The 21,892-nt window shown below is 69.7% G+C and carries 20 protein-coding genes and 2 riboswitches; of the genes, 12 read left to right on the forward strand and 8 right to left on the reverse strand.

Annotated features, from left to right (window positions below; all coding sequences use genetic code 11):
• Positions 1 to 135 precede the first annotated feature (135 nt).
• Positions 136 to 348: an EF-hand domain-containing protein gene (locus ACZ6ZP_RS30855; protein WP_249587621.1), complete on the reverse strand. Its 213-nt coding sequence runs from the start codon at positions 346 to 348 to the stop codon at positions 136 to 138.
• A gap of 81 nt (positions 349 to 429) precedes the next feature.
• On the opposite strand from ACZ6ZP_RS30855, the gene ACZ6ZP_RS30860 reads away from it, so the two are divergent.
• Positions 430 to 1,089 carry a GNAT family N-acetyltransferase gene (locus ACZ6ZP_RS30860; RefSeq protein WP_351173295.1) on the forward strand — a complete coding sequence of 220 codons (660 nt, stop codon included), beginning with the start codon at positions 430 to 432 and terminating at the stop codon, positions 1,087 to 1,089.
• 651 nt (positions 1,090 to 1,740) lie between these two features.
• Here ACZ6ZP_RS30860 and ACZ6ZP_RS30865 read toward each other — a convergent pair.
• The 4 genes from ACZ6ZP_RS30865 to gcvT all read right to left on the reverse strand — a co-directional run bounded on the left by ACZ6ZP_RS30865 (position 1,741) and on the right by gcvT (position 6,193).
• Positions 1,741 to 3,126, reverse strand: coding sequence for an L-serine ammonia-lyase (locus ACZ6ZP_RS30865; RefSeq protein ID WP_383823096.1), 1,386 nt, complete (start codon positions 3,124 to 3,126; stop codon positions 1,741 to 1,743).
• A gap of 182 nt (positions 3,127 to 3,308) precedes the next feature.
• On the reverse strand, positions 3,309 to 4,571 hold the full coding sequence (gene glyA, locus ACZ6ZP_RS30870; protein WP_351173298.1) for a serine hydroxymethyltransferase: 1,263 nt from the start codon (positions 4,569 to 4,571) through the stop codon (positions 3,309 to 3,311).
• A 30-nt stretch (positions 4,572 to 4,601) separates the two neighbouring features.
• A complete protein-coding gene (gene gcvH, locus ACZ6ZP_RS30875; RefSeq protein WP_190085009.1) occupies positions 4,602 to 4,979 on the reverse strand; it encodes a glycine cleavage system protein GcvH in 378 nt (125 codons plus the stop codon).
• 89 nt (positions 4,980 to 5,068) lie between these two features.
• Positions 5,069 to 6,193 (reverse strand): glycine cleavage system aminomethyltransferase GcvT, encoded by a 1,125-nt coding sequence (gene gcvT / locus ACZ6ZP_RS30880; RefSeq protein ID WP_361465518.1) that lies wholly within the window; start codon positions 6,191 to 6,193, stop codon positions 5,069 to 5,071.
• A 35-nt stretch (positions 6,194 to 6,228) separates the two neighbouring features.
• Positions 6,229 to 6,340, reverse strand: a riboswitch (glycine riboswitch).
• Positions 6,341 to 6,446, reverse strand: a riboswitch (glycine riboswitch).
• A gap of 141 nt (positions 6,447 to 6,587) precedes the next feature.
• On the opposite strand from gcvT, the gene ACZ6ZP_RS30885 reads away from it, so the two are divergent.
• From ACZ6ZP_RS30885 to ACZ6ZP_RS30935, 11 genes are all read left to right on the forward strand, one after another.
• Positions 6,588 to 7,274, forward strand: coding sequence for an AAA family ATPase (locus ACZ6ZP_RS30885; protein ID WP_351173305.1), 687 nt, complete (start codon positions 6,588 to 6,590; stop codon positions 7,272 to 7,274).
• Between the two features lie 61 nt (positions 7,275 to 7,335).
• Positions 7,336 to 8,139: an enhanced serine sensitivity protein SseB gene (locus ACZ6ZP_RS30890; protein WP_351173308.1), complete on the forward strand. Its 804-nt coding sequence runs from the start codon at positions 7,336 to 7,338 to the stop codon at positions 8,137 to 8,139.
• Between the two features lie 123 nt (positions 8,140 to 8,262).
• Entirely contained in the window at positions 8,263 to 9,036 is a 774-nt protein-coding gene (locus ACZ6ZP_RS30895) for an enhanced serine sensitivity protein SseB C-terminal domain-containing protein (protein WP_351173311.1), read from the forward strand.
• Between the two features lie 354 nt (positions 9,037 to 9,390).
• On the forward strand, positions 9,391 to 10,395 hold the full coding sequence (locus ACZ6ZP_RS30900) for an ABC transporter permease (protein ID WP_351173314.1): 1,005 nt from the start codon (positions 9,391 to 9,393) through the stop codon (positions 10,393 to 10,395).
• A gap of 102 nt (positions 10,396 to 10,497) precedes the next feature.
• On the forward strand, positions 10,498 to 12,267 hold the full coding sequence (locus tag ACZ6ZP_RS30905) for an ABC transporter substrate-binding protein (RefSeq protein ID WP_351173317.1): 1,770 nt from the start codon (positions 10,498 to 10,500) through the stop codon (positions 12,265 to 12,267).
• 120 nt (positions 12,268 to 12,387) lie between these two features.
• Positions 12,388 to 13,389: an ABC transporter permease gene (locus ACZ6ZP_RS30910; RefSeq protein ID WP_249592822.1), complete on the forward strand. Its 1,002-nt coding sequence runs from the start codon at positions 12,388 to 12,390 to the stop codon at positions 13,387 to 13,389.
• The gene (locus tag ACZ6ZP_RS30915) at positions 13,386 to 14,483 is read left to right on the forward strand and encodes an ABC transporter ATP-binding protein (RefSeq protein ID WP_361465510.1); all 1,098 of its coding nucleotides are present in this window, start codon (positions 13,386 to 13,388) and stop codon (positions 14,481 to 14,483) included. Before ACZ6ZP_RS30910 ends, ACZ6ZP_RS30915 begins: the two co-directional genes overlap by 4 nt.
• A 35-nt stretch (positions 14,484 to 14,518) precedes the next feature.
• Positions 14,519 to 15,775: an ABC transporter ATP-binding protein gene (locus ACZ6ZP_RS30920; RefSeq protein WP_469409342.1), complete on the forward strand. Its 1,257-nt coding sequence runs from the start codon at positions 14,519 to 14,521 to the stop codon at positions 15,773 to 15,775.
• Positions 15,776 to 15,883: 108 nt separating this feature from the next.
• On the forward strand, positions 15,884 to 17,275 hold the full coding sequence (locus ACZ6ZP_RS30925) for a M1 family metallopeptidase (protein WP_361465507.1): 1,392 nt from the start codon (positions 15,884 to 15,886) through the stop codon (positions 17,273 to 17,275).
• 70 nt (positions 17,276 to 17,345) lie between these two features.
• A complete protein-coding gene (locus ACZ6ZP_RS30930; protein WP_351165167.1) occupies positions 17,346 to 18,014 on the forward strand; it encodes a trimeric intracellular cation channel family protein in 669 nt (222 codons plus the stop codon).
• A gap of 104 nt (positions 18,015 to 18,118) precedes the next feature.
• A complete protein-coding gene (locus tag ACZ6ZP_RS30935; RefSeq protein WP_361465504.1) occupies positions 18,119 to 18,988 on the forward strand; it encodes a thioesterase family protein in 870 nt (289 codons plus the stop codon).
• 212 nt (positions 18,989 to 19,200) lie between these two features.
• Here ACZ6ZP_RS30935 and ACZ6ZP_RS30940 read toward each other — a convergent pair whose 3' ends face one another.
• From ACZ6ZP_RS30940 to ACZ6ZP_RS30950, 3 genes are all read right to left on the reverse strand, one after another.
• Positions 19,201 to 20,247 (reverse strand): YeiH family protein, encoded by a 1,047-nt coding sequence (locus ACZ6ZP_RS30940; protein WP_469409169.1) that lies wholly within the window; start codon positions 20,245 to 20,247, stop codon positions 19,201 to 19,203.
• Positions 20,247 to 20,816, reverse strand: a complete 570-nt coding sequence (locus ACZ6ZP_RS30945) for a cysteine dioxygenase family protein (RefSeq protein ID WP_361465499.1) — start codon at positions 20,814 to 20,816, stop codon at positions 20,247 to 20,249. Before ACZ6ZP_RS30945 ends, ACZ6ZP_RS30940 begins: the two co-directional genes overlap by 1 nt.
• Positions 20,817 to 20,946: 130 nt before the next feature.
• Positions 20,947 to 21,852, reverse strand: coding sequence for a LysR family transcriptional regulator (locus tag ACZ6ZP_RS30950; protein ID WP_351165171.1), 906 nt, complete (start codon positions 21,850 to 21,852; stop codon positions 20,947 to 20,949).
• Positions 21,853 to 21,892: the final 40 nt, after the last annotated feature.

Raw genomic sequence — 21,892 nt, forward strand, 5'->3', positions numbered from 1 at the left:
CCCCTCCGCGTCCATCGCCTCGACGGCCGTACGAAACGCGCCATGGACGACGTACTGACCAGCGATCACCCCGGTCGAGATACGCGGAAGGGGCCCGGCGCACTCCCGTGCCGGGCCCCTTGTGCCGCGCTCCCGCTACTTGTTCAGGCTCGCCCAGAACTCGTCGAACGACAGGCGCTTGTCCTTGTCGGTGTCCTTCGTGCCGATCACGGCCTCGGCCACCGTCTCGGTGACGTAGAAGTCCCCCATCTTCGCCATGGCCGACTTCCACTCGGCCGCCGTGATGAAGCCGTCGCCGTCCGCGTCGAACTGGTCGAACGTCTTGCGCGCTTCCTCGATGTCCGCCACCGGATCCACCCCTTCTTCGTGCACTACTGACGGGGGTTAGGGTATCGGCCGTCCGAGGACGCGATCACAAGGAGTACGCCCATGGCCAGCACCCCTGCCGCGCTCGGGGCGATCCTCGACGCGGCGGCCGTCGGGCAGTTCCCGCCGCCCGACGGCACCACGACCGTCGTGCCGCAGCCCTGCCACCGCGACGCGGGCGTGATCGCCTTCACCGCGCATTCGGTGGTCTTCACGGACGAGGACCCGCGGTGGGTGCACGCCACCCTCGCCGCGCTGGACTGCGACCCGCTGGCCGCCACGATGAACCCCCTGTTCCTCGCCGCCTTCATGGAGCGGACCGGACGCACGACGGACACCACCGACCTCCTCACCGTGGCCGCCGCGCTGCCGGGCGGACCCGGACCGGCCGTCGGGCTCCGCGAGATCGACGACCCGGACCACCCCCGGGTGGTGCGGGCCCGCAAGCGCCGCGACGACGTGCGCGTGTGGGCCGCCGACGGCGGCGGAGTACTGGTGCTCGGGCGCGGTCTCGCCGGGCGCTGGGAGGCGGCGATCGAGGTCTCCGAGGACGTACGGCACCGGGGGCTCGGCCGGGCGCTGGCGCTCGCCGCCCGGCATCTGGTGCCCGGCGGGGCCCCGGTGTGGTCGCAGCAGTCGGCCGGGAACGCGCGCAGTGTGCGGGCCTTCCAGGCGGCGGGGTATCGGCCGGTGGGCGCGGAGGCGTTGTTCTTCGCGCGGTGAGAACCTGGTTCTCGCGCGGTGAGAACCTGGGTTGTCGCGCGGTGAGAACCTGGGTTGTCGCGCGGTGAGAACCTGGGTTGTCGCGCGGTGAGAACCTGCCCCACCTGCCCGGTGCCCTTCCTGACCGTGCGCGACACCGTCGCCGACCGGGTCGAAGGCTTCGCGAGCGGGCGGGGGCGACGACTACCTGGTCAAGCCGTTCGCCGTGCCAAAGCTGGTCGCCAGGGTGCGCAGCCTGTGCCGCCGGGCCGGAGTCGTACGCCCGTGCACCGTGTCGCCGACGTCGAGATCGACACCGCGCGCCGGCAGGTCCGCCGGGGCGGTGCGGCGGCGGCCTGCGCGAAGCTCACCTATCTCGGCAGGCCGTGGGGTTCCGCCGGGCTGTCGGCGACTACGCCGCCTACGGTGCTCGACGTCGTCACCACCGCGATGTACACGCCGGAGGACGCGGGGGAGGGCCTGTCCGAGGCGCTGAGCGACGCGGACCGCGGTGACGGCGCCAAGCTCGCCGCCCTCGCGGCGGCGCCGACGGACCGGCCACCGGGTCCCGCCGCACGGCACGCCACGACGACTCAGGCAGCGGACGCCTGCCTCAGCGACCTGAAACAGGTCCGCTCCGACGCCACCTGCTGGGAGAGCCCTGTCGGAGGCTCAGCACTCGATGATGTTCACCGCGAGGCCGCCCCGCGCCGTCTCCTTGTACTTCACGCTCATGTCGGCGCCGGTCTCCTTCATGGTCTTGATGACCTTGTCGAGGGACACCTTGTGGCTGCCGTCGCCGCGCATCGCCATCTTCGCCGCGGTGACGGCCTTCACCGCCGCCATGCCGTTGCGCTCGATGCACGGGATCTGGACGAGGCCGCCGACCGGGTCGCAGGTCAGGCCGAGGTTGTGCTCCATGCCGATCTCCGCGGCGTTCTCGACCTGCTCGGGGCTGCCGCCGAGCACCTCGGCGAAGGCGCCCGCCGCCATCGAGCAGGCGGAGCCGACCTCGCCCTGGCAGCCGACCTCGGCGCCGGAGATCGAGGCGTTCTCCTTGAAGAGCATGCCGATCGCGCCCGCCGCGAGCAGGAAGCGGACCACGCCGTCCTCCCGCTCCTCCTGGGAGGAACCGTTGGCCACGAAGTTCATGTAGTAGTGCAGGACCGCCGGGATGATGCCCGCGGCGCCGTTGGTCGGGGCGGTCACGACGCGGCCGCCCGCGGCGTTCTCCTCGTTCACCGCCATCGCGTAGAGCGTGATCCACTCCATGGCACGGGCCTGCGGGTCGCCCTCGGCGCGCAGCTGGCGCGCGGAGTTGGCCGCGCGGCGGCGGACCTTGAGGCCGCCGGGCAGGATGCCCTCGCGGGACATGCCGCGCGAGACGCAGGACTGCATGACGCCCCAGATGTCGAGCAGCCCCGAGCGGATCTCCGCCTCGGTGCGCCAGGCCTTCTCGTTCTCCAGCATCAGCGCGGAGATCGACAGGCCGGTCTCGGAGGCCAGGCGCAGGAGCTCGTCGCCGGTGCGGAAGGGGTGCTTGAGGACCGTGTCGTCCGGCACGATCGGGTTCTCGCCGGCCACCGCGTCGTCGTCGACCACGAAGCCGCCGCCCACGGAGTAGTACGTCTTCTCCAGGACGAGGGCGCCCTCGTGGTCGTACGCGAAGATCGTCATGCCGTTGGCGTGGTACGGCAGGGCCTTGCGGCGGTGCAGGACCAGGTCCTCGTCGAAGTCGAAGTCGATCTCGTGCATGCCGAGGAGGTTGAGGCGCCCGGTGCTCTTGATCCGCTCGACGCGGTCGTCGGCGGACTCGACGTCGACCTCGCGCGGGGACTCGCCCTCCAGGCCGAGCAGGACCGCCTTCGGGGTGCCGTGGCCGTGGCCGGTGGCGCCGAGGGAGCCGTAGAGCTCGGCCCGTATGGCGGTGGTGTGGGCCATCAGGCCCTCGTTCTTGAGGCGGCTCGCGAAGATGCGGGCGGCGCGCATGGGACCGACCGTGTGGGAGCTGGACGGGCCGATGCCGATCGAGAACAGGTCGAAGACCGAGAGGGCCACGAGAGACTCCAATGATGGTTGGTAGACGCCGTTGTCTGCCGGGGTGGTGCGGAGAACTACGGAACGAACTGTGCGGAGAACTGCGAACGCGGGGCATGAGCCGGGGCACCGCACTCACTGTCTTCACTGTCCAGTGTGCGCGGTGCCCCGAAGAATCGTACGAAGGAAAGCGTACGAAACTGCTACAGGTTGGGGTACAGCGGGTGCTTGGCTGCCAAGGCCGAGACGCGGGCCTTGAGCGACTCCGTGTCGACCTCGCCCGGCTTCAGCGCCTCGGCGATGACGTCCGCGACCTCACGGAAGTCCTCCTCCTGGAAGCCGCGGGTCGCGAGCGCGGGCGTACCGATCCGCAGGCCCGAGGTGACCATCGGGGGGCGCGGGTCGTTCGGGACCGCGTTGCGGTTGACCGTGATGCCGACCTCGTGGAGGCGGTCCTCGGCCTGCTGGCCGTCCAGCTCGGAGTTGCGCAGGTCCACCAGGACCAGGTGCACGTCCGTGCCGCCGGACAGGACGTCGACGCCGACGGCCTTCGCGTCGCCTTGCACCAGGCGCTCGGCCAGGATGCGGGCGCCGTCCAGGGTGCGCTGCTGGCGCTCCTTGAACTCCTCGGAGGCAGCGACCTTGAAGGAGACGGCCTTGGCCGCGATCACGTGCTCCAGGGGGCCGCCCTGGAAGCCGGGGAAGACCGCGGAGTTCAGCTTCTTCGCGAACTCCTTGCTGCGGGCCAGGATGACGCCGCCGCGCGGGCCGCCGAGCGTCTTGTGCGTGGTGGAGGTGACCACGTCCGCGAACGGCACCGGGTTGGGGTGCAGGCCCGCGGCGACGAGACCGGCGAAGTGCGCCATGTCGACCCACAGGTACGCGCCGACCTCGTCGGCGATCCGGCGGAACTCCGCGAAGTCCAGCTGGCGCGGGTAGGCGGACCAGCCCGCGATGATCACCTTCGGGCTGTTCTCCTTGGCCAGACGCTCGACCTCGGCCATGTCCACCAGACCGGCCTCGTCGACGTGGTACGCGACCACGTTGAACTGCTTGCCGGAGAAGTTCAGGCGCATGCCGTGCGTGAGGTGGCCGCCGTGCGCCAGGTCCAGGCCGAGGATCGTGTCGCCGGGCTGGGCGATCGCGAAGAGGGCGGCCTGGTTGGCGGAGGCGCCGGAGTGCGGCTGGACGTTGGCGTACTCGGCGCCGAACAGGTCCTTGATCCGGTCGATCGCGATCTGCTCGGTGACGTCGACGTGCTCGCAGCCGCCGTAGTAGCGGCGGCCGGGGTAGCCCTCGGCGTACTTGTTGGTGAGGACCGTGCCCTGGGCCTCCATGACGGCGACCGGAGCGAAGTTCTCCGACGCGATCATTTCGAGGGTGGACTGCTGGCGGTGGAGCTCGGCGTCGACGGCGGCGGCGACTTCCGGGTCCAGCTCGTGGAGAGGGGTGTTGAGAAGCGACATCAGGTGGTCCCTAGGGGTCTTCGGGGGGCTTCAGCTGCCGGAGAACTCGGTGTACTCGTCCGCGGAGAGCAGGTCCTTCGGCTCCTCCGTGACGCGTACCTTGAAGAGCCAACCACCCTCGAACGGGGCGGAGTTGACGAGCGAGGGGTCGTCCACGACGTCCTGGTTCGACTCGACGACCTCACCGGTCACCGGCGAGTACAGGTCGCTGACCGACTTGGTCGACTCGAGCTCGCCGCACGTCTCGCCCGCGGTCACCGCGGCGCCGGCCTCGGGGAGGTCGGCGTAGACGACGTCACCGAGCGCGTTGGCGGCGTGCTCCGTGATACCGACCGTCGCCACACCGTCCTCGGTGGCCGAGAGCCACTCGTGCTCCTTGCTGTAACGCAGCTGCTGGGGGTTGCTCATGACCTGAATTCTCCTGTACGCGGGTGGGTGCTGCGGAACGGGAATGATGTGCGGGGGGTCACTTCCGGGTTACCAAAGAGACGGAAGTGTCACTTCTGGCGCTTGTAGAACGGCAGAGCCACGACCTCGTAGGGCTCGTGCGTGCCGCGGATGTCCACACCGACGCCCTCGGTGCCGGGAGCCGCGTGCGCGGCGTCCACGTACGCGATGGCGATCGGCTTGCCCAGTGTCGGGGACGGCGCCCCGGAGGTGACCTCGCCGATGACCTTTCCGTCGGCGACCACGGAGAAGCCCGCGCGCGGGATGCGGCGGCCCTCGGCGATCAGGCCCACCAGCTTGCGCGGGGGAGCGGTCTCGGCGCGCTCGGCGGCGGCCGCGAGCGCCGCGCGCCCCACGAAGGTGTCGGCCTGCGAGGTCTTCTCGAACTTCACGACCCGGCCCAGACCCGCGTCGAAGGGCGTCAGCTCGGCGGTCAGCTCGTGCCCGTACAGCGGCATGCCCGCCTCCAGGCGGAGCGTGTCGCGGCAGGAGAGGCCGGCCGGGACCAGGCCGACGGGCTCGCCCGCCTCCATCAGCGCGCCCCACAGCTTCTCGGCGTCGCCGGGCGCCACGAACAGCTCGAAGCCGTCCTCGCCGGTGTAACCCGTCCGGGCGATGAGCGCGGGCACGCCCGCGACCGTGCCCGGCAGGCCCGCGTAGTACTTCAGGCCGTCCAGGTCCGCGTCCGTGAGTGACTTCAGGATGCCGGGGGACTCGGGACCCTGGACGGCGAGCAGCGCGTACGCGTCGCGGTCGTCACGGACCCGCGCGTCGAAGCCGTCGGCGCGGGCGGTGAGCGCGTCCAGGACGACCTGCGCGTTCGACGCGTTGGCGACCACCATGTACTCGGTCTCGCCGAGCCGGTAGACGATCAGGTCGTCCAGGATGCCGCCGTCCTCGGCACAGATCATCGTGTAGCGGGCGCGGCCGACACCGACGGAGCCGATGTTGCCGACCAGCGAGAAGTTCAGGAAGTCCGCGGCCTGCGGTCCTGTGACCGTGATCTCGCCCATGTGGGAGAGGTCGAAGAGACCGGCCTTGGTGCGGACGGCGATGTGCTCGTCGCGCTCGCTGCCGTAGCGCAGCGGCATGTCCCAGCCCGCGAAGTCGGTCATCGTCGCGCCGAGCGCACGATGCACGGCATCGAGGGCGGTCAGACGGGGGACGGTACTCATCAGTGGAACTCCCAGGGCATGACGGGCGAGGTCGATCCTCCCCATCTGTCATCGGAACCTGAGAGGTTCACCACGACCCGTCCGTACAGGGGGTCATGACTTGCACCTTGGGTGGAGCCGCGACCGCGGCCCGCTTTTCAGATGTGCCTCGCCCGCGCGGTACGGGGCCTGAGAGATTCAAGGGAGGGACTTGCTCCTTCGGCGCCCCGGAGCGTCTTTCGACGGTGTCCGGGAACTCTCCCGCGCGGATTCAAACGGCCTGTATGGAGTTTGCGCGCACATCATTGCACGCGCCCGCGTCACAGGGCAGTGCCAGTCGGGTAATGCCCTTGTGCCGCATTACCTTCTCTTTACACTTGCCGGGGAAGCTGCGGTAAGCAGGTACGTGACCGCTATGGGGAGGCCGATCACGGTGCGCAGGACGAGCGTCTACGCGACCAACACGGGGGTGGCCCTGCCCAAACAGGCAGCCGCCCCCACCAGGGAGAGCTGCGGCCCCCTGCCGGCGGCCGTCGTCCGCGACCTGCGGCAGCGGACCGGCCACAGCCCGCACCGGCTCACGTTCGGCGAGGGCGATCTGATCGTCGTCTCCGGGCTGCCGGGCAGCGGCAAGTCCACGCTGATGCGCAGAGCCGTCGCGGGCCCGCGCATCGACTCGCAGGACACCCGCGACCGCTGGGCCCGGCGCATGCCGAGCCTGCTGCCGTACGCGGTGTACCGCCCCCTGGTCCGCATCGCGCACTACGCGGGCCTGCGCAGGGCCCTGCGCTCCGGCGAGGGCGTCGTGGTGCACGACTGCGGCACCCAGGCCTGGGTGCGCCGCTGGCTGGCCCGCGAGGCCGCGCGGCGCGGCACGACCCTGCATCTGCTGCTGCTCGACGTGGAGCCGGACACCGCCATAGAGGGCCAGCTCGCGCGCGGGCGCGGCGTGTCGCGGTACGCCTTCGCGCGCCACCGCAGGACGGTCGGCCGGCTCGTCGGCGCCGCCGAGAGGGGCGATCTGCCGCGCGGCTGCGGCTCGGCGGTGCTGCTCGACCGGACGGCGGCCGGGGTGCTGCGGGGGATCGGCTTCGGGGACTGAGCCGCCGCTCACGTTAGGGTCGTGCCGCAGGCAGAGCGGGACCGAGCAGGGGTTAAGACAGATGGACATTCCGGCGCAGGCGCACGCCCATCCCTACGGAGGATGGCCGGGCAACGAACTCGAAGAGGTGCTCGCGGCCTCTCTCGGCACGCCGGGGGCGCCCCGGGCGTCCGCGGGCGCCCGCATCGTGGAGGTGCTCGGCCGCAGCCACGTCTGGGTCCCGCTGCCGAACGGCGGGGCGCCGGACAGCGGCACCCTGGACCTGCCCACGCTGGAGATCGACGGCCAGGCCTACGTCCCCGTCTTCAGCTCCGAGCAGCAGTTCCAGCACGTCACCGGGGGCCGGATGGGCTGCACCGTGGCGCCCGCCGTGGAGTTCGCGCGCGGGCTTCCCCCGCAGATGGGCATCGCGGTCAACCCGGACGGCACGATCGGGGTCCCGCTTCCGCCGCCGGCCGTCGCCGAGCTCTGCCGGTCGGGACGCACGCCGCTGGACGGGCCCGCGACCGGCGGCCGCGTACGCCTCTTCGAACCGGACTGGCAGGAGGACCCGGTGGACTTCCTGTCCGCCGCCGCCCGTGAGTTCGAGGCCACCGGGGTCGTCCTGAGCGCCCGCCGCTGCCTGGCGAGCGTCGAGGGCGAGGCGCCCGCGCTGTTCGTCGGCGTCGAACTGAGCTCCTGGGAGGGCAACGCGCGCGAGCTGCCGATGGAGGCCGTGGGCAGGGCCCTTGGTCTGGCACCGGTGGCCTGGCCGGTGAACCTGGTGCTGCTCGACGTGGCCCAGGACCCGGTCGGCGACTGGATGCGCGAGCGGGTCCGGCCCTTCTTCGGGCAGAGCCCCGGGCACGAGCACGGACACGCGTAAGGACATGTGCGGGTACGTGTGTGAGGGTGCCGTACGTCAAGTCGGTGTCAGGATCGCCGCTTAAGCTGGTTTCATGAGCCGGGGACACCGGGTCAGCGGGTCATCGCGAAGGGGCGGTTAAGGGTGAGTGCGTCGGGCACGGCTGCGGCCGGGCAGGTCGAGCACATGCTGCGCCAGGTGACGCCGGGGCGCTACGACGCCTACGAGGCGCTCCTGCGGGCGCTCGCCGCCGACCAGGTGTGGATGCTGCTCTGGCACGGCCAGGCGGGGTCCCCCGACGCCCAGTACGGGAACATGGAGGTCGAGGGCCTCGGGTACGCGCCGTGCGTGACCTCCGCCCAGGAGCTCTCCGCCAGTGGCTGGAACCGCTCGTACGAAGTGGTCAGCGGGCTCGACATCTCCCGCACGCTCTACCCCGACCACTACGGCCTCTGGCTCAACCCGCACGCCCCCGGCGGCGGCGTCGGCATCCCCTGGCTCGACCTGCGGCGCATCGCGTCGGGCCTCGACCTGCTGCCCGCGGGCCCGCTGCGGCTCACCGAGCCGGCCATCGAGATCCCCCAGTTCTACGCCCTGCTCACGCAGAACGCGCACCGCACCCCCGCGGTCCGCTCGCTGCGCCGCGCCTGGGTGCAGCCCGCGCTCGGTGCGCCGTATCTGGCCATCGGCCTCGATGTGTACGACACGGCGCCCTCGTCGGTCGACGGGGTGCGCACGATGATGCAGCAGTCGATCGCCGCCGTCCCCGACGGCCTGCCCGTGTCGACCGTCGCGATGTCCGACGCGTACGACCCGGTGGCCATGTGGCTGCGCGCCAATGCCCGGCCGTTCTACGACCGCGAGGCCCAGCCGGCCCCGGCGCCCGCGGGCGGGTACGGCTACCCCGCGCAGTACTGAAACAGTGCTGCGACCCTTACCGAAAGGGCCGTGAACCGGCCACCGCGGCTCGTATACCTGCCCTGACCGCCACAATGTCCGTTCTGATGGCGGAGGGGCCCAATGGGCACCCGTGGCCCATTGCGATGCAACTGCCCCGTGTTCGCCCCTCGTTCACCTGCGTCCGGATAACGGAACACCTCGATCAGCATCACGGTTGCGCATCCTTTCCCCGTCAAGGCTGGTAACAGATCGCAACCGCGATGAAGACTCCCGCACCAGGGGCGCTTCGCCCCTGTGTACGACGGACTGATCACATCGCTACAGCGACAAGTGCGGGCCGGTCACCACCGGTTGAGAGGGGTCCCTGCCACGATGACGGCACCATTGCATGACACACCTGCGGACGCGGACCCGACAGCGGACGTCGCTCCCGCAGCTGATGCAGGGGTGAGGAAGGTCGAGGGGCGGTCCCTCAAGCAGATCGCCTGGAACCGCCTGAAGCGGGACAAGGTCGCGCTGGCCGGCGGCATCACCGTGCTCGTCCTGGTCCTTGTCGCCGTCTTCGCGCCCCTGATCGTCTCCCTGCTGGGCCACCCGCCCAACGAGTTCCATCAGGACGAGCTGGAAGACCTGACGAACCTGCCCAAGGGCGCGTTCGGCGGCATGAGTTGGGACTTCCTCTTCGGAGTGGAGCCGAACAAGGGCCGCGACGTCTTCAGCCGCATCGTCTACGGCGCCCGGATCTCGCTCCTGGTGGCGTTCCTCGCCGCCGTGGTGGCCGTGGTCCTCGGCACCTTCTTCGGGATCATCGCCGGTTACTTCGGCGGCTGGATCGACGCCCTGATCAGCCGGGTCATGGACGTGCTGCTCGCCTTCCCGCAGCTGCTCTTCGTGATCTCCCTGGTCTCCGTCCTCCCCGACGACCTGCTCGGGCTCACCGGCAGCGGCGTCCGCATCGCGGTACTGATCCTGGTGATCGGCTTCTTCGGCTGGCCCTACGTCGGGCGCATCGTCCGCGGCCAGACCCTCTCGCTGCGCGAACGCGAGTACGTGGAGGCGGCCCGCAGCCTCGGCGGCGGTCAACGGCACATCCTCTTCCGTGAGTTGCTGCCGAACCTGGTCGCTCCGATCACCGTGTACGCGACGCTCATGATCCCCACCAACATCCTCACCGAAGCGGCGCTCAGCTTCCTCGGCGCAGGTGTACGCCCGCCGACGGCTTCCTGGGGCGGCATGCTCCGGGACGCGCTGGCGACGTACGAGCACGACCCGATGTTCATGGTCTTCCCTGGCCTGGCGATCTTCGTGACAGTGCTGGCCTTCAACCTCTTCGGTGACGGGTTGCGCGACGCCCTGGACCCCAAGGGAACTCGGTAAACAGCTCCAACTGGCTTGCCCCTGCCGCAGCGTCAGGTGGCTCTTCCCATGGTTCTTCAGGCAGTCAAAGCCAAGGACCGCGAATCTCGGAGGATGCGAGAAATGCCCACAGGTTCCTCTAAACGACGGTTGACCGCAGGCGCGGCCCTCGTCGTGGCGGCGCTGGTGACCACCACGGCGTGCGGCGGCGGCAGCGACGACGACGACAGCAAGGGCGCCGGCTACAACGCGGCGATCGGCAAGGTCGCCAACGAGTCGAAGAAGAAGGGCGGGACGCTCAAGTTCATCGCCAAGCAGGACCTGGACTCGGCCGACCCGCAGCGCGCGTACTACGGCATGACGTGGGACTTCATGCGGTACTACACCCGCACGCTGATCACGTACGACACCAAGCCGGGTGCCGCGTCCAACAAGCTCGTCCCCGACCTCGCCGAGGACACGGCGAAGATCAGCGACGACGGCAAGACCTACACGTACAAGCTGCGTGACGGCCTCACCTGGGAGGACGGCTCCAAGCTGACCTCCAAGGACATCAAGTACGGCATCGAGCGCATCTGGGCGACCAAGGTCATCACCGGTGGTCCCGGCTACCTCAAGTCCACGCTTGACCCCAAGGGCGAGTACAAGGGCCCCTACGAGGACAAGTCGAAGGACAAGCTGGGTCTGAAGGCGATCGAGACGCCGGACGACAACACCATCATCTTCAAGCTGCCCAAGAAGAACGGCGACTTCGAGCAGATGCTCGCGATGCCGTCGGGCACCCCGGTGAAGCAGTCCGAGGACACCGGCGCCAAGTACACCCAGCGCCCCTTCTCCTCCGGCCCGTACAAGTTCCAGAACTACAGCGCGGGCAAGAGCATCACGCTCGTCCGCAACAAGAACTGGAAGAAGTCGTCCGACCCGGTCCGCCCGGCCCTGCCGGACAAGATCCAGGTCACCATCTCGGCGAACCTCGAAGAGAACGACAAGCGCCTGATGGAAGGTGACTACGACATCGACATGAATGGCACCGGCATGACCCAGTCGGGTCGTACCACCGCCATTCAGGACCACAAGGACAACGTCGACAACATGCAGACGGACTTCGTCCGTTACGTCGCCCTGGTGACCAAGACGAAGCCGTTCGACGACGAGCACTGCCGCAAGGCCGTCTTCTACGCCACGGACTTCGCGAGCCTGCAGAAGACCCGTGGCGGCCCGGTCGCCGCCGGTGAGATCGCCACCAGCGTCTTCCCGAAGTCGATCAAGGGTCACGACGACTACGACCCGTACGGCATCAAGGAGCGCAAGGGCAAGCCGGACCTGACCAAGGCCAAGGACGAGCTCAAGCAGTGCGGCGCTCCCAAGGGCTTCTCGACCAAGATCTCGGCGCGCACCAACCAGCCGGGTGAGGTGGACGCCGCCACGGCGCTCCAGGAGCAGCTGAAGAAGGTCAACATCGACGCCCAGGTCGACCAGATCGACGGCGCCGACTCCTCCAGCATCACCGGCTCCCCCTCGGTCGTGAAGAAGCGCGGCATCGGCATGACGATGGCGGGCTGGGGTCCTGACTTCCCGACCGGCCAGGGCTACGCCCAGCCGCTGTTCGACAGCCGTTTCATCAACGAGAACGGCAACTACAACGAGTCGCAGATCGACGAGCCGAAGATCGACAAGTACTTCGACGACGCGATCGCCACGGTCGACCCCAACAAGGCCGGTGAGATCTACACCGATCTGGCCCACGAGATCGTCGACAAGGCGTACTGGATGCCCTTCATCTACGAGAAGAACATCTCGTGGCGTTCCTCGCGGGCGACCAACGTCTACTCGTCCGCCGCGTACAGCGGTCGTTACGACTACGTCTCGCTCGGTGTGAGCGACAAGAAGTAGTCCACGCCGCAAGGCAGTCCCACCCCGCCCCATCCCGCCAGTCCGAAGGGCAGGTGATGGCCCGGGGCGGTGACCGGGACCCCTCACAAGGGGGTCCCGGTCACCGCCGGGCCGCGCACAGTGCTTGCTTATCTCATCCGGCGCCTGATCGCCGTTGTCGTCATGGTGCTGGTCGTACTGCTCGCGACCTTCACCGTCTTCTTCATGCTGCCCAAGTGGGCGGGCCAGGACATCGCCGTCCTCTTCGCCGGCAAGTCGTCGGGTGCCGAGCAGCTCGCGGGCATCCGCATCAAACTGGGTCTGGACGATCCTCTGCTCGTCCAGTTCTGGGACTTCGTCAAGGGCATCCCGATGGGGCGTGACTACGCCAACGGGGCCGACGTGACCCACTGCCCGGCCCCCTGCTTCGGATACTCCTTCCGTACCGAGGCGCCCGTCTGGGAGACCCTCAAGGACGCCCTGCCCGTCACCGCGGCGCTCGCCGCCGGTGCCTGTGTGCTGTGGCTCGTCGCCGGTGTCGCCACCGGCGTACTCTCCGCGCTCAAGCGCGGCACCATCTGGGACCGTTCCGCGATGATCACCGCCCTCGGCGGCGTCTCGCTGCCGATCTTCTTCACCGGCATGATCGCGATGGGGCTCTTCGTCCACACGCTCGGCTGGGTGAAGATCGAGGACACCCTCACCACGGACGACCCGATCAACATCTGGTTCGAGACGCTGATCCTTCCCTGGATCGTGCTCGCGTTCCTCAACGCCGCCATGTACGCGCGTCTCACCCGCGCCACCATGCTGGAAGTGCTCGGTGAGGACTACATCCGCACCGCGCGCGCCAAGGGGCTCGGCGAGGCCGTCGTCATCAGACGGCACGCGCTGCGCTCCGCCATGACGCCGATCCTCACGGTCTTCGGCCTCGACCTCGGTGTGCTCCTCGGCGGCGCCGTCCTCACCGAGTCCACCTTCAACCTGCCGGGGCTCGGCCTCGAGGCGGTCAAGGCCATCAGCAACAAGGACCTGCCGGTGATCCTCGGCGTCACCTTGTGCGCATCGCTCGCGATCGCCCTCGCCAACCTCGTCGTCGACCTTCTGTACGCCGTCATCGACCCGCGAGTGAGGCTGGGATGACCGAACTGCACAAGACCGGAGCGGCGGTCGGAGAACCCGTCGCTGATTCGGTCGCTCCCACCGCCTTCCTCGAGGTGCGCGACCTCAAGGTGCACTTCCCGACCGACGACGGCCTGGTCAGGTCCGTCGACGGGCTCAGCTTCCAGCTGGAGAAGGGCAAGACCCTCGGCATCGTCGGCGAGTCGGGCTCCGGCAAGTCGGTCACCTCGCTGGGCATCCTGGGCCTGCACACCGCCGGCCAGTACGGCAGCCGCAAGCCGCAGCTGTCCGGTGAGATCTGGCTCAACGGCACGGAGCTGCTGAGCGCGGACCCCAACCAGGTGCGCAAGCTCCGCGGCCGCGACATGGCGATGATCTTCCAGGACCCGCTGTCCGCGCTGCACCCGTACTACTCCATCGGCAAGCAGATCATGGAGGCGTACCGGGTCCACAACGACGTGGACAAGAAGGTCGCCCGCAAGCGGGCCATCGAGATGCTCGACCGGGTGGGCATCCCTCAGCCGGACAAGCGGGTGGACAGCTACCCGCACGAGTTCTCCGGCGGCATGCGTCAGCGCGCGATGATCGCGATGGCCCTGGTCAACAACCCCGAACTACTCATCGCGGACGAGCCGACGACCGCCCTGGACGTCACCGTCCAGGCGCAGATCCTCGACCTCATCCGGGACCTGCAGAAGGAGTTCGGCTCCGCGGTCATCATGATCACGCACGACCTGGGCGTGGTCGCCGAGATGGCGGACGAACTGCTCGTGATGTACGGCGGGCGCTGCGTCGAGCGTGGCACCGCGGAGAAGGTCTTCTACGAGCCCCAGCACCCCTACACCTGGGGCCTGTTGGGGTCGATGCCGCGCATCGACCGCGAGGAGACCGACCGTCTCGTGCCGGTCAAGGGCTCCCCGCCCAGCCTGATCAACCTGCCCGACGGCTGCGCCTTCAACCCGCGCTGCCCGTACGCCGACATCCCCAAGGACCAGATCACCCGCCGCGAGCGCCCCGACCTGCGCGAGGTCGGATCGGGTCACTTCTCCGCCTGCCACATGTCGCAGGACGAGCGCACCCGGATCTGGACCGAAGAGATTGCGCCGAAGCTGTGAAAGACGACACGAAAGACCAGGCGAAGGGCCAGGAGATGACGATCCCGGCGCAGACGAAGGGCTCGGTCGAGCCGCTGCTCAAGGTCGACGGCCTGGTGAAGCACTTCCCCATCAAGAAGGGGCTGCTGCAGCGCCAGGTGGCGGCCGTGCAGGCCGTGGACGGGCTCTCCTTCGACGTACGCCCGGGTGAGACGCTCGGCGTCGTGGGCGAGTCGGGCTGCGGCAAGTCGACGATGGGCCGTCTGATCACGCGCCTGCTCGAACCGACCGCGGGCCGCGTGGAGTTCGAGGGCGTGGACATCACGCACCTGAACACCGCCAAGATGCGTCCACTGCGCCGCGACGTGCAGATGATCTTCCAGGACCCCTACTCGTCGCTGAACCCGCGGCACACCATCGGCACGATCGTCGGTGCGCCGTTCAAGCTGCAGGGCGTCAAGCCCGAGGGCGGCCTGAAGAAGCACGTGCAGGAGATGCTGGAGCGGGTGGGGCTCAGCCCCGAGCACTACAACCGCTACCCGCACGAGTTCTCCGGCGGCCAGCGCCAGCGCATCGGCATCGCCCGCGCGCTCGCGCTGCGGCCCAAGCTGGTCGTGGCCGACGAGCCCGTCTCCGCCCTGGACGTCTCCATCCAGGCGCAGGTGGTCAACCTCCTGGACGACCTCCAGGACGAGCTCGGTCTCACGTACGTGATCATCGCGCACGACCTCTCGGTCATCCGGCACGTCTCGGACCGCATCGCGGTGATGTACCTCGGCAAGATCGTGGAGCTGGCGGACCGCAAGGACCTCTACTCCACGCCGATGCACCCGTACACCAAGGCGCTGCTCTCCGCGGTGCCGGTGCCCGACCCCAAGCGGCGCGGCGTCAAGAGCGAGCGCATCCTGCTGCGCGGTGACGTCCCCTCGCCGATCGACCCGCCCACCGGCTGCCGTTTCCACACGCGCTGCTGGAAGGCGACGGAGATCTGCGCGAAGACCGAGCCGCCGCTGATCGCCCTGGCCTCCGGCCACCAGGTGGCGTGCCACCACCCGGAGAACGCCGAGGACCAGCAGCCGGGCGACACCAAGCTGCTTCAGGTCGCCAAGGAGGCGATCGAGGTGGTGTCGGTGGTGAGCAAGGCGGAGGAGACGGCCGAGGAGTCCGCGGCCCCTAAGAAGACCGTGGCCCCGAAGGAGACCGTCACCCCGGAGGAGACCGTCACCCCGGAGGAGGCCGCGCCCCCGAAGGAGACCGTCGCGAAGGTCGCCCCGGAAGCGGAAGCCAAGGGTCAGGCGTCAACCGACCAGTAGCACCTGATGACTTGGTAAAAATCAGGCACCAAGTCATGTACACGCCCATACGGGAGAGTGCAGAGTCTGCGTGTCCGTTTCATCGGAACACGCGCGAAGGGATGACTCATGGCACTCTCCCGTTCGGCACGTCTGGGGGCGCTGGCCACAGCCGCCGCCTCCTTCTGCTTGATCGCCGCCGCACCCGCGCCCCACCCCGGCTCGCCCGGCGTCGGCGACCCGTACTTCCCGCTGCTCGGCAACGGCGGATTCGACGTACGCCACTACGGCCTCGACGTCGCGTACAACCCCGACACCGACCGTCTCGACGGCCGCACCACGATCACCGCGCGCGCCACCCAGAACCTCTCCTCCTTCGACCTCGACCTCCAGAAGCTTCAGGTGACGAGAATCGAGGTGAACGGCAGACGGGCGAAGTTCACCCGTGACGGCGACGAGATCCGCATCAGCCCGCGCGACCACCTGCGCAAGCACAAGACGTTCACCGTGACCGTCACCTACGGCGGCGTGCCCGAGCCGCTGGGCGGCCCCATCGTCTTCGGCTCCGACTACGGCTGGATGAAGACCACCGACGGCGTCTTCGTCGCCTGCGAGCCCAACGCCGCGTCGACCTGGTTCCCCTCCAGCGACCACCCGATGGACAAGGCCGCCTTCGACATCCGCATCAAGGCCCCCAAGGGCCTGACCGGGGTCTCCAACGGCCGGCTCGTCGACACGTACTCCAAGGGCGGACAGACCGTCGCCCACTGGCGCGAGTCCAAGCCCATGGCGACCTACCTCGCGACCGCCACCATCGGGAAGTTCGACGTGAAGACCGGCAGGACCCCCGGGGGCACCCCCATCTACGTCGCCATCGACCCGGTCCTGGAGAACAGCAACAACGTCGACGTGTACGGCGTCACGGCCGAGGTCACCGACTACTGGTCGAAGGTCTTCGGGCCCTACCCCTTCGAGGAGACCGGCGCGATCGTCGACGACATGCCGCAGGCCGGCTTCTCCCTGGAGACCCAGACCAAGCCTGTCTACTCCGCGATCCGCAGCGAGTCGACCATCGCCCACGAGCTCGCCCACCAGTGGTTCGGGGACTCCGTGACGCCCGAGAAGTGGAGCGACATCTGGCTCAACGAGGGCTTCGCGACCTACTCCCAGTGGCTGTGGAGCGAGCACAAGGGCACCCAGACCGCCCGCGAGGCCTTCCTCGCCGGCTACAACTCGCGCCCCGCCGACGCGCCCTTCTGGCAGATCGTCGTCGGCGACCCGCAGCGCGACACGATGTTCGCCTCCGCCGTCTACCAGCGCGGCGCGATGACGCTCCAGGTCCTGCGCGAGCGCATCGGCGACAAGGCCTTCTTCAAGCTGCTCCCGGCCTGGGCCGCGCAGAACCGGTACGGGAACGCGGACACCGCCGACTTCGTCCGGCTCGCCGAGAAGATCTCCGGCAAGCAGCTCGACGCCCTGTTCGAGACGTGGCTGTTCACGAAGGGCAAGCCCGCCCTGTAGCCGCGGCGCGGCGCTGCCTGGCGGCGCCGCCCTGGTGAGGCCCGCGGCGGCGGGCAGGTAAGAATGTCGCGTGATCCAGGATCTGTTCAGTCCCTCCGTCCAGCACGCGCTCGACATCGTCGGGATCTTCGTCTTCGCGATCTCCGGCGCCCTGCTCGCCGTACGCAAGAACTTCGACGTCTTCGGGATCGTCGTGCTCGCCGAGGTGACCGCGCTGGGCGGGGGGATCTTCCGTGACGTGGTCATCGGGGCGGTGCCGCCCGCCGCGTTCGTCGACCTCGGCTACTTCGTCACGCCGCTGTTCGCCGCCGCCCTGGTCTTCTTCCTGCACCCCGAGGTGGAGCGCACGCAGCTCGCGGTGAACGTCTTCGACGCGGCGGGCCTGGGTCTCTTCTGCGTCACCGGCACGACCAAGGCGTACGACTACGGCCTCGGGCTCACCGCGTCGGCGGCCCTGGGGCTCGCCACCGCGGTGGGCGGCGGCGTGCTGCGCGACATCATCGCCAACGAAGTGCCCTCGCTGGTGCGCTGGGACCGCGACCTGTACGCCGTGCCCGCGATCGTCGGCTCCGCGATGGTCGCGCTCTGCATCAACTACGACATGGTCAACGCCGGAACCAGCGCCCTCGCCGTGGTCACGACCTTCGTCCTGCGGCTGCTCGCGCTGCGCTACCACTGGCGCGCCCCGCGGGCCTGGCACCGCCGCTCGACGGCGGTGGAGGTGGAGGAGGCGTCGTAGGCGGGCGGGCTCGCGGAGCGTGGGTGTGCCGCAGAAGCATCTCCGCAGAAGCGTCTCCGCAGAAAAAGCTACCGCTCAGTAATTAGATGTTGTACGTTGCCGGTATGGCAGAGGCAGCATCCATATCGGCAGCGGTGCCCGTGAGCATCGGCGACAGCGAGTTCGACCGCGACACTGCGGTCACCCGGCGGGAGCCAGGCGTCTACGACGTCGAGCTCTCCGCGGGATGGACGATCATCAACGCCGTCAACGGCGGATATCTCCTCGCGGTCCTCGGCCGCGCGCTCGCCGACGCCCTGCCGCACGCGGACCCCTTCACGGTCTCGGCGCACTACCTGACGGCGTCCCACCCCGGGCCCGCCGTGATCCGCACCGACACGGCGCGGGCCGGGCGGACCCTGTCGACCGGGCAGGCCTCGCTCTTCCAGTACGACGCGGAGGGGCGCGAGGTCGAGCGGATTCGCGTGCTCGCCTCGTACGGAGATCTGGCGGAGCTTCCCGACGACGTCCGTACGACGGCCGAGCCGCCGGCGCTGCCGCCGCTGGACCAGTGCTTCGGGCCGCAGGACGCGCCGGACCACCGGCCGGTGCCCGGCAGCTCGGCGATCAGTGACCGCCTCTTCCTGAAGCTGGACCCCTCCACCCTGGGGTGGGCGCTCGGCCAGCCCTCCGGCAAGGGGGAGATGCGGGCCTGGTTCGGCCTCGCGGACGGCCGCGACGCGGATCCGCTGTCGCTGCTGCTCGCGGTGGACGCGCTGCCGCCGACGGCGTTCGAGCTGGGCATCTCCGGCTGGGTGCCGACGGTGGAACTGACGGTGCACGTACGGGCGAAGCCCGCGCCGGGCCCTCTGCGCATCGCGATCACCACGCGGAACCTCGCGGGCGGCTTCCTGGAGGAGGACGCGGAGGTCTGGGACAGCGAGGACCGCCTGGTGGCCCAGTCGCGCCAGCTGGCCCGGGTGCGGCTGGCCTGACAAGGCGTTTTCCCCAACCCCGCCCCTTCCCGAAAACCCGCTGGCGCGGGGGCCTTGGTCGCCGTCATCACCGGCTCCGCCGAGTTCGTCCTCAAACGCCGGACGGGCTGAGATATCCCCGGCCCGGGGGTATCTTTCAGCCGTCCGGCGTTTGCGGACGCTCCGGCGCAGCCGGTCTTCGGGAAGCGGCGGGGTTGGGGAAGAGGAAATCCCTACCCGACCACCATCACCCCCACATACGAAACCCCCGCCACCACCACCCACGCACACAGGCCAAGTGCCGCCACCCTCCCCCCTGTTCGGGTGAGCGAGGGCAGATCCACCGCGCTGCCCAGGCCGAACAAGGCCGCCGCCAGCAGTAGTTCCTGTGCGTGCCCCGCCACGTCAAGCGCGGCCCCAGGAACCCACCCGGTACTCCGTACCACGACCATCCCGATGAACCCCGCCACGAACAGCGGCAGCAACGGCGGCCGCCGCTTCCCCGCCCCGCGACCGGCGGATCGTGCCCGCAAGGACAGCCCCACCGCCGCCACCAGCGGCGCGAGCACCGCCACCCGCATCAGCTTCACCAGGACCGCGTCCCCCAGCGCCCCCGCCCCGGCGGTCTGCGCCGTGGCCACCACCTGCCCCACGTCGTGGACGCTCGCCCCCGCCCATCGGCCGAACTCCGCGTCACTCAGCCCCAACGGCCCCTGAAGCAGCGGCAGTACGGCTATCGCGAGCGTCCCGCAGAGTGTCACCAGCGCCACCGACACCGCCGCGTCCCGCTCGTCGCTCTCGGTCGCCTCGCTGACCGCGCCGATCGCGGACGCGCCGCAGATCGAGTAGCCGGTCGCGATCAGGAGCGGCTGATCGCCGGGCAGCCCCAGCCGCCTGCCGAGCCACCACGTCCCGAAGAACGTCGCCGCGACCACCCCGAGCACCATCACCACCGTCGCCCAGCCGAGCCCCAGGACGTCGTCCAGGCTCAGCTTCAGGCCCAGCAGCACGATCCCGAGCCGCATCAGCCGCTTTCCGGCGAGGGAGAGTCCCGCCTTGCACCGGCCCCGTACGACAGCGCGCAGACCCGGCAGATGCGCCGCCGCGAGGCCAAGGACCACCGCAGCCGTCAGCATCGGCACGGCAGGGAGCAGCGCATGCGTCGCCCACGCCACCGCCACACCGGCGGCCGCGAGAGCGAGCCCCGGCAGAGGCCGGGGGCGGCCGGGAGGCGCCACCGCGGCCGGAGCGACCCGCTGACGTTGCCCGAGCAGGGCCATCAGCGGTCGGCCGGCAGCTCGTACACCCGGCGCACGCTGGTGCCCAGGCGGGAGATGTCCGCGCCGTACACGTGCAGGGAAATCGCCCGCCCCGTACCGGCGTTCCACACCCGGTGGATGTCCCCGGGCGGTGCGAAACCGCACACCGTGCCCTGCCGGTTGACCAGGTCCTCGGTGGCGACGAGCCGTGCCGGGGCGCCGGACGTCGCCGGGAGCAGGCGGTAGCGGCGCTCGTGTTCGTCGCCTTCGTGGACGCCGGTGACGCACCAGGAGACGTGGTCGTGGACCGGCGTGTGCTGGCCCGGCAGCCAGACCAGGCCGACCACCGAGAAGCTGCCGTCGTGCTCGGCGTGCAGTAAATGCTGCCGGTAGCGCTCGGGATCGCCCTCGCACTGCTCGTCGGCGAGCAGATCGGGCGCGCCCAGATGGGGCGCGAGCCGCTCGGCGACCAGGTACGCCGTCAGATCCGGCGGGAGGCCCCGGCCGACGGCCTCGCGGATGTCGGCGACGAGGGTGCGCAGGCGCCCGGTGGTGCGGGCCGCGCGGGACGCGGTGATGGAGGCACTCATACGAGCAGCGTCCTGCTGCCCTTCCATCACGTCCAACGACAGTTTCTAAGCCGTATCCCAACTTCTGCTTATGGATGGGGGTTTCTGGTCCCGGGGCAGGGCGGGGCTGTGCGGGCGCGGGGTGAGCGCCTCAGCAGCCCACCCGGTTCGCCGCGACCGCCTTCAGCTCCTCCAGGACCAGCGCCGTCGCCGGTATCCGCAGGTGCTCCCGGAGCGCGTACGCCGACACCTGCCGCCGCGACGCCGGATCGAGGGCCCGGCCCGCCACCTCCCGGTGGCGCAGGAAGTTGAGGACGAGCCCCGGCATCATCGCGATGCCGAGCCCCTCGGCGACCAGGCTCTGGATGACGAGGTTGTCGTCCGTGGTGAAGGCGATGTCCGGTGCGAAGCCCTGCTCGGCGCACTCGTGCAGGAAGTTGGCGCGGCAGCGCAGGCAGCCCGCGATCCAGCGCTCGCCCGCGAGGTCGGCGAGCCGGACGGAGCGGCGCCGCGCCAGTGGGTGGCGGGCCGGCATGAGGACCGTCAACTGGTCCTCCATCAGCGGGATCTCCACCACCTCGTCCGGTACGTCCTCGTGCAGCCCGGGGTAGTGGAAGGCCAGCGTGATGTCGCAGTCGCCGTCCACCAGGCGCTGCAGCGACTCGGGCGGTTCGTTCTCCTGGAGCTCGACGCGCACGCCGGGGTGGCTCTTCGCGAGCCGGGCCAGCGCCTCGGGGATGAGGGTGGCGTTGGCGCTGGGGAAGGCGCAGATGCGGACGCGCCCGGTGCGCAGGCCCGTGATGGCGTTCATCTGCTGCTGGGCGGCGTCGATGTTCCCCAGGATGATCCCCGCGTGCCGGGACAGCGCCTCGCCCGCCTCGGTCAGCCGCATCCTGCGTCCGACGCGGGTGAACAGGACCGTGCCGACGGACCGTTCGAGCGCCTTCATCTGCTGGGTGATCGCCGGCTGCGTATAGCCGAGCGAGCGGGCGGCGGCGGAGTAGGAGCCGGTGCGGACCACTTCGTGGAATGACCTGATGTGCCGGGAATCGAACACGCCTGAATCATAAGCGGGACTTGGGGAGGGCCGACAGGTC

The organism is Streptomyces sp. NPDC054047 (genome assembly GCF_055585065.1).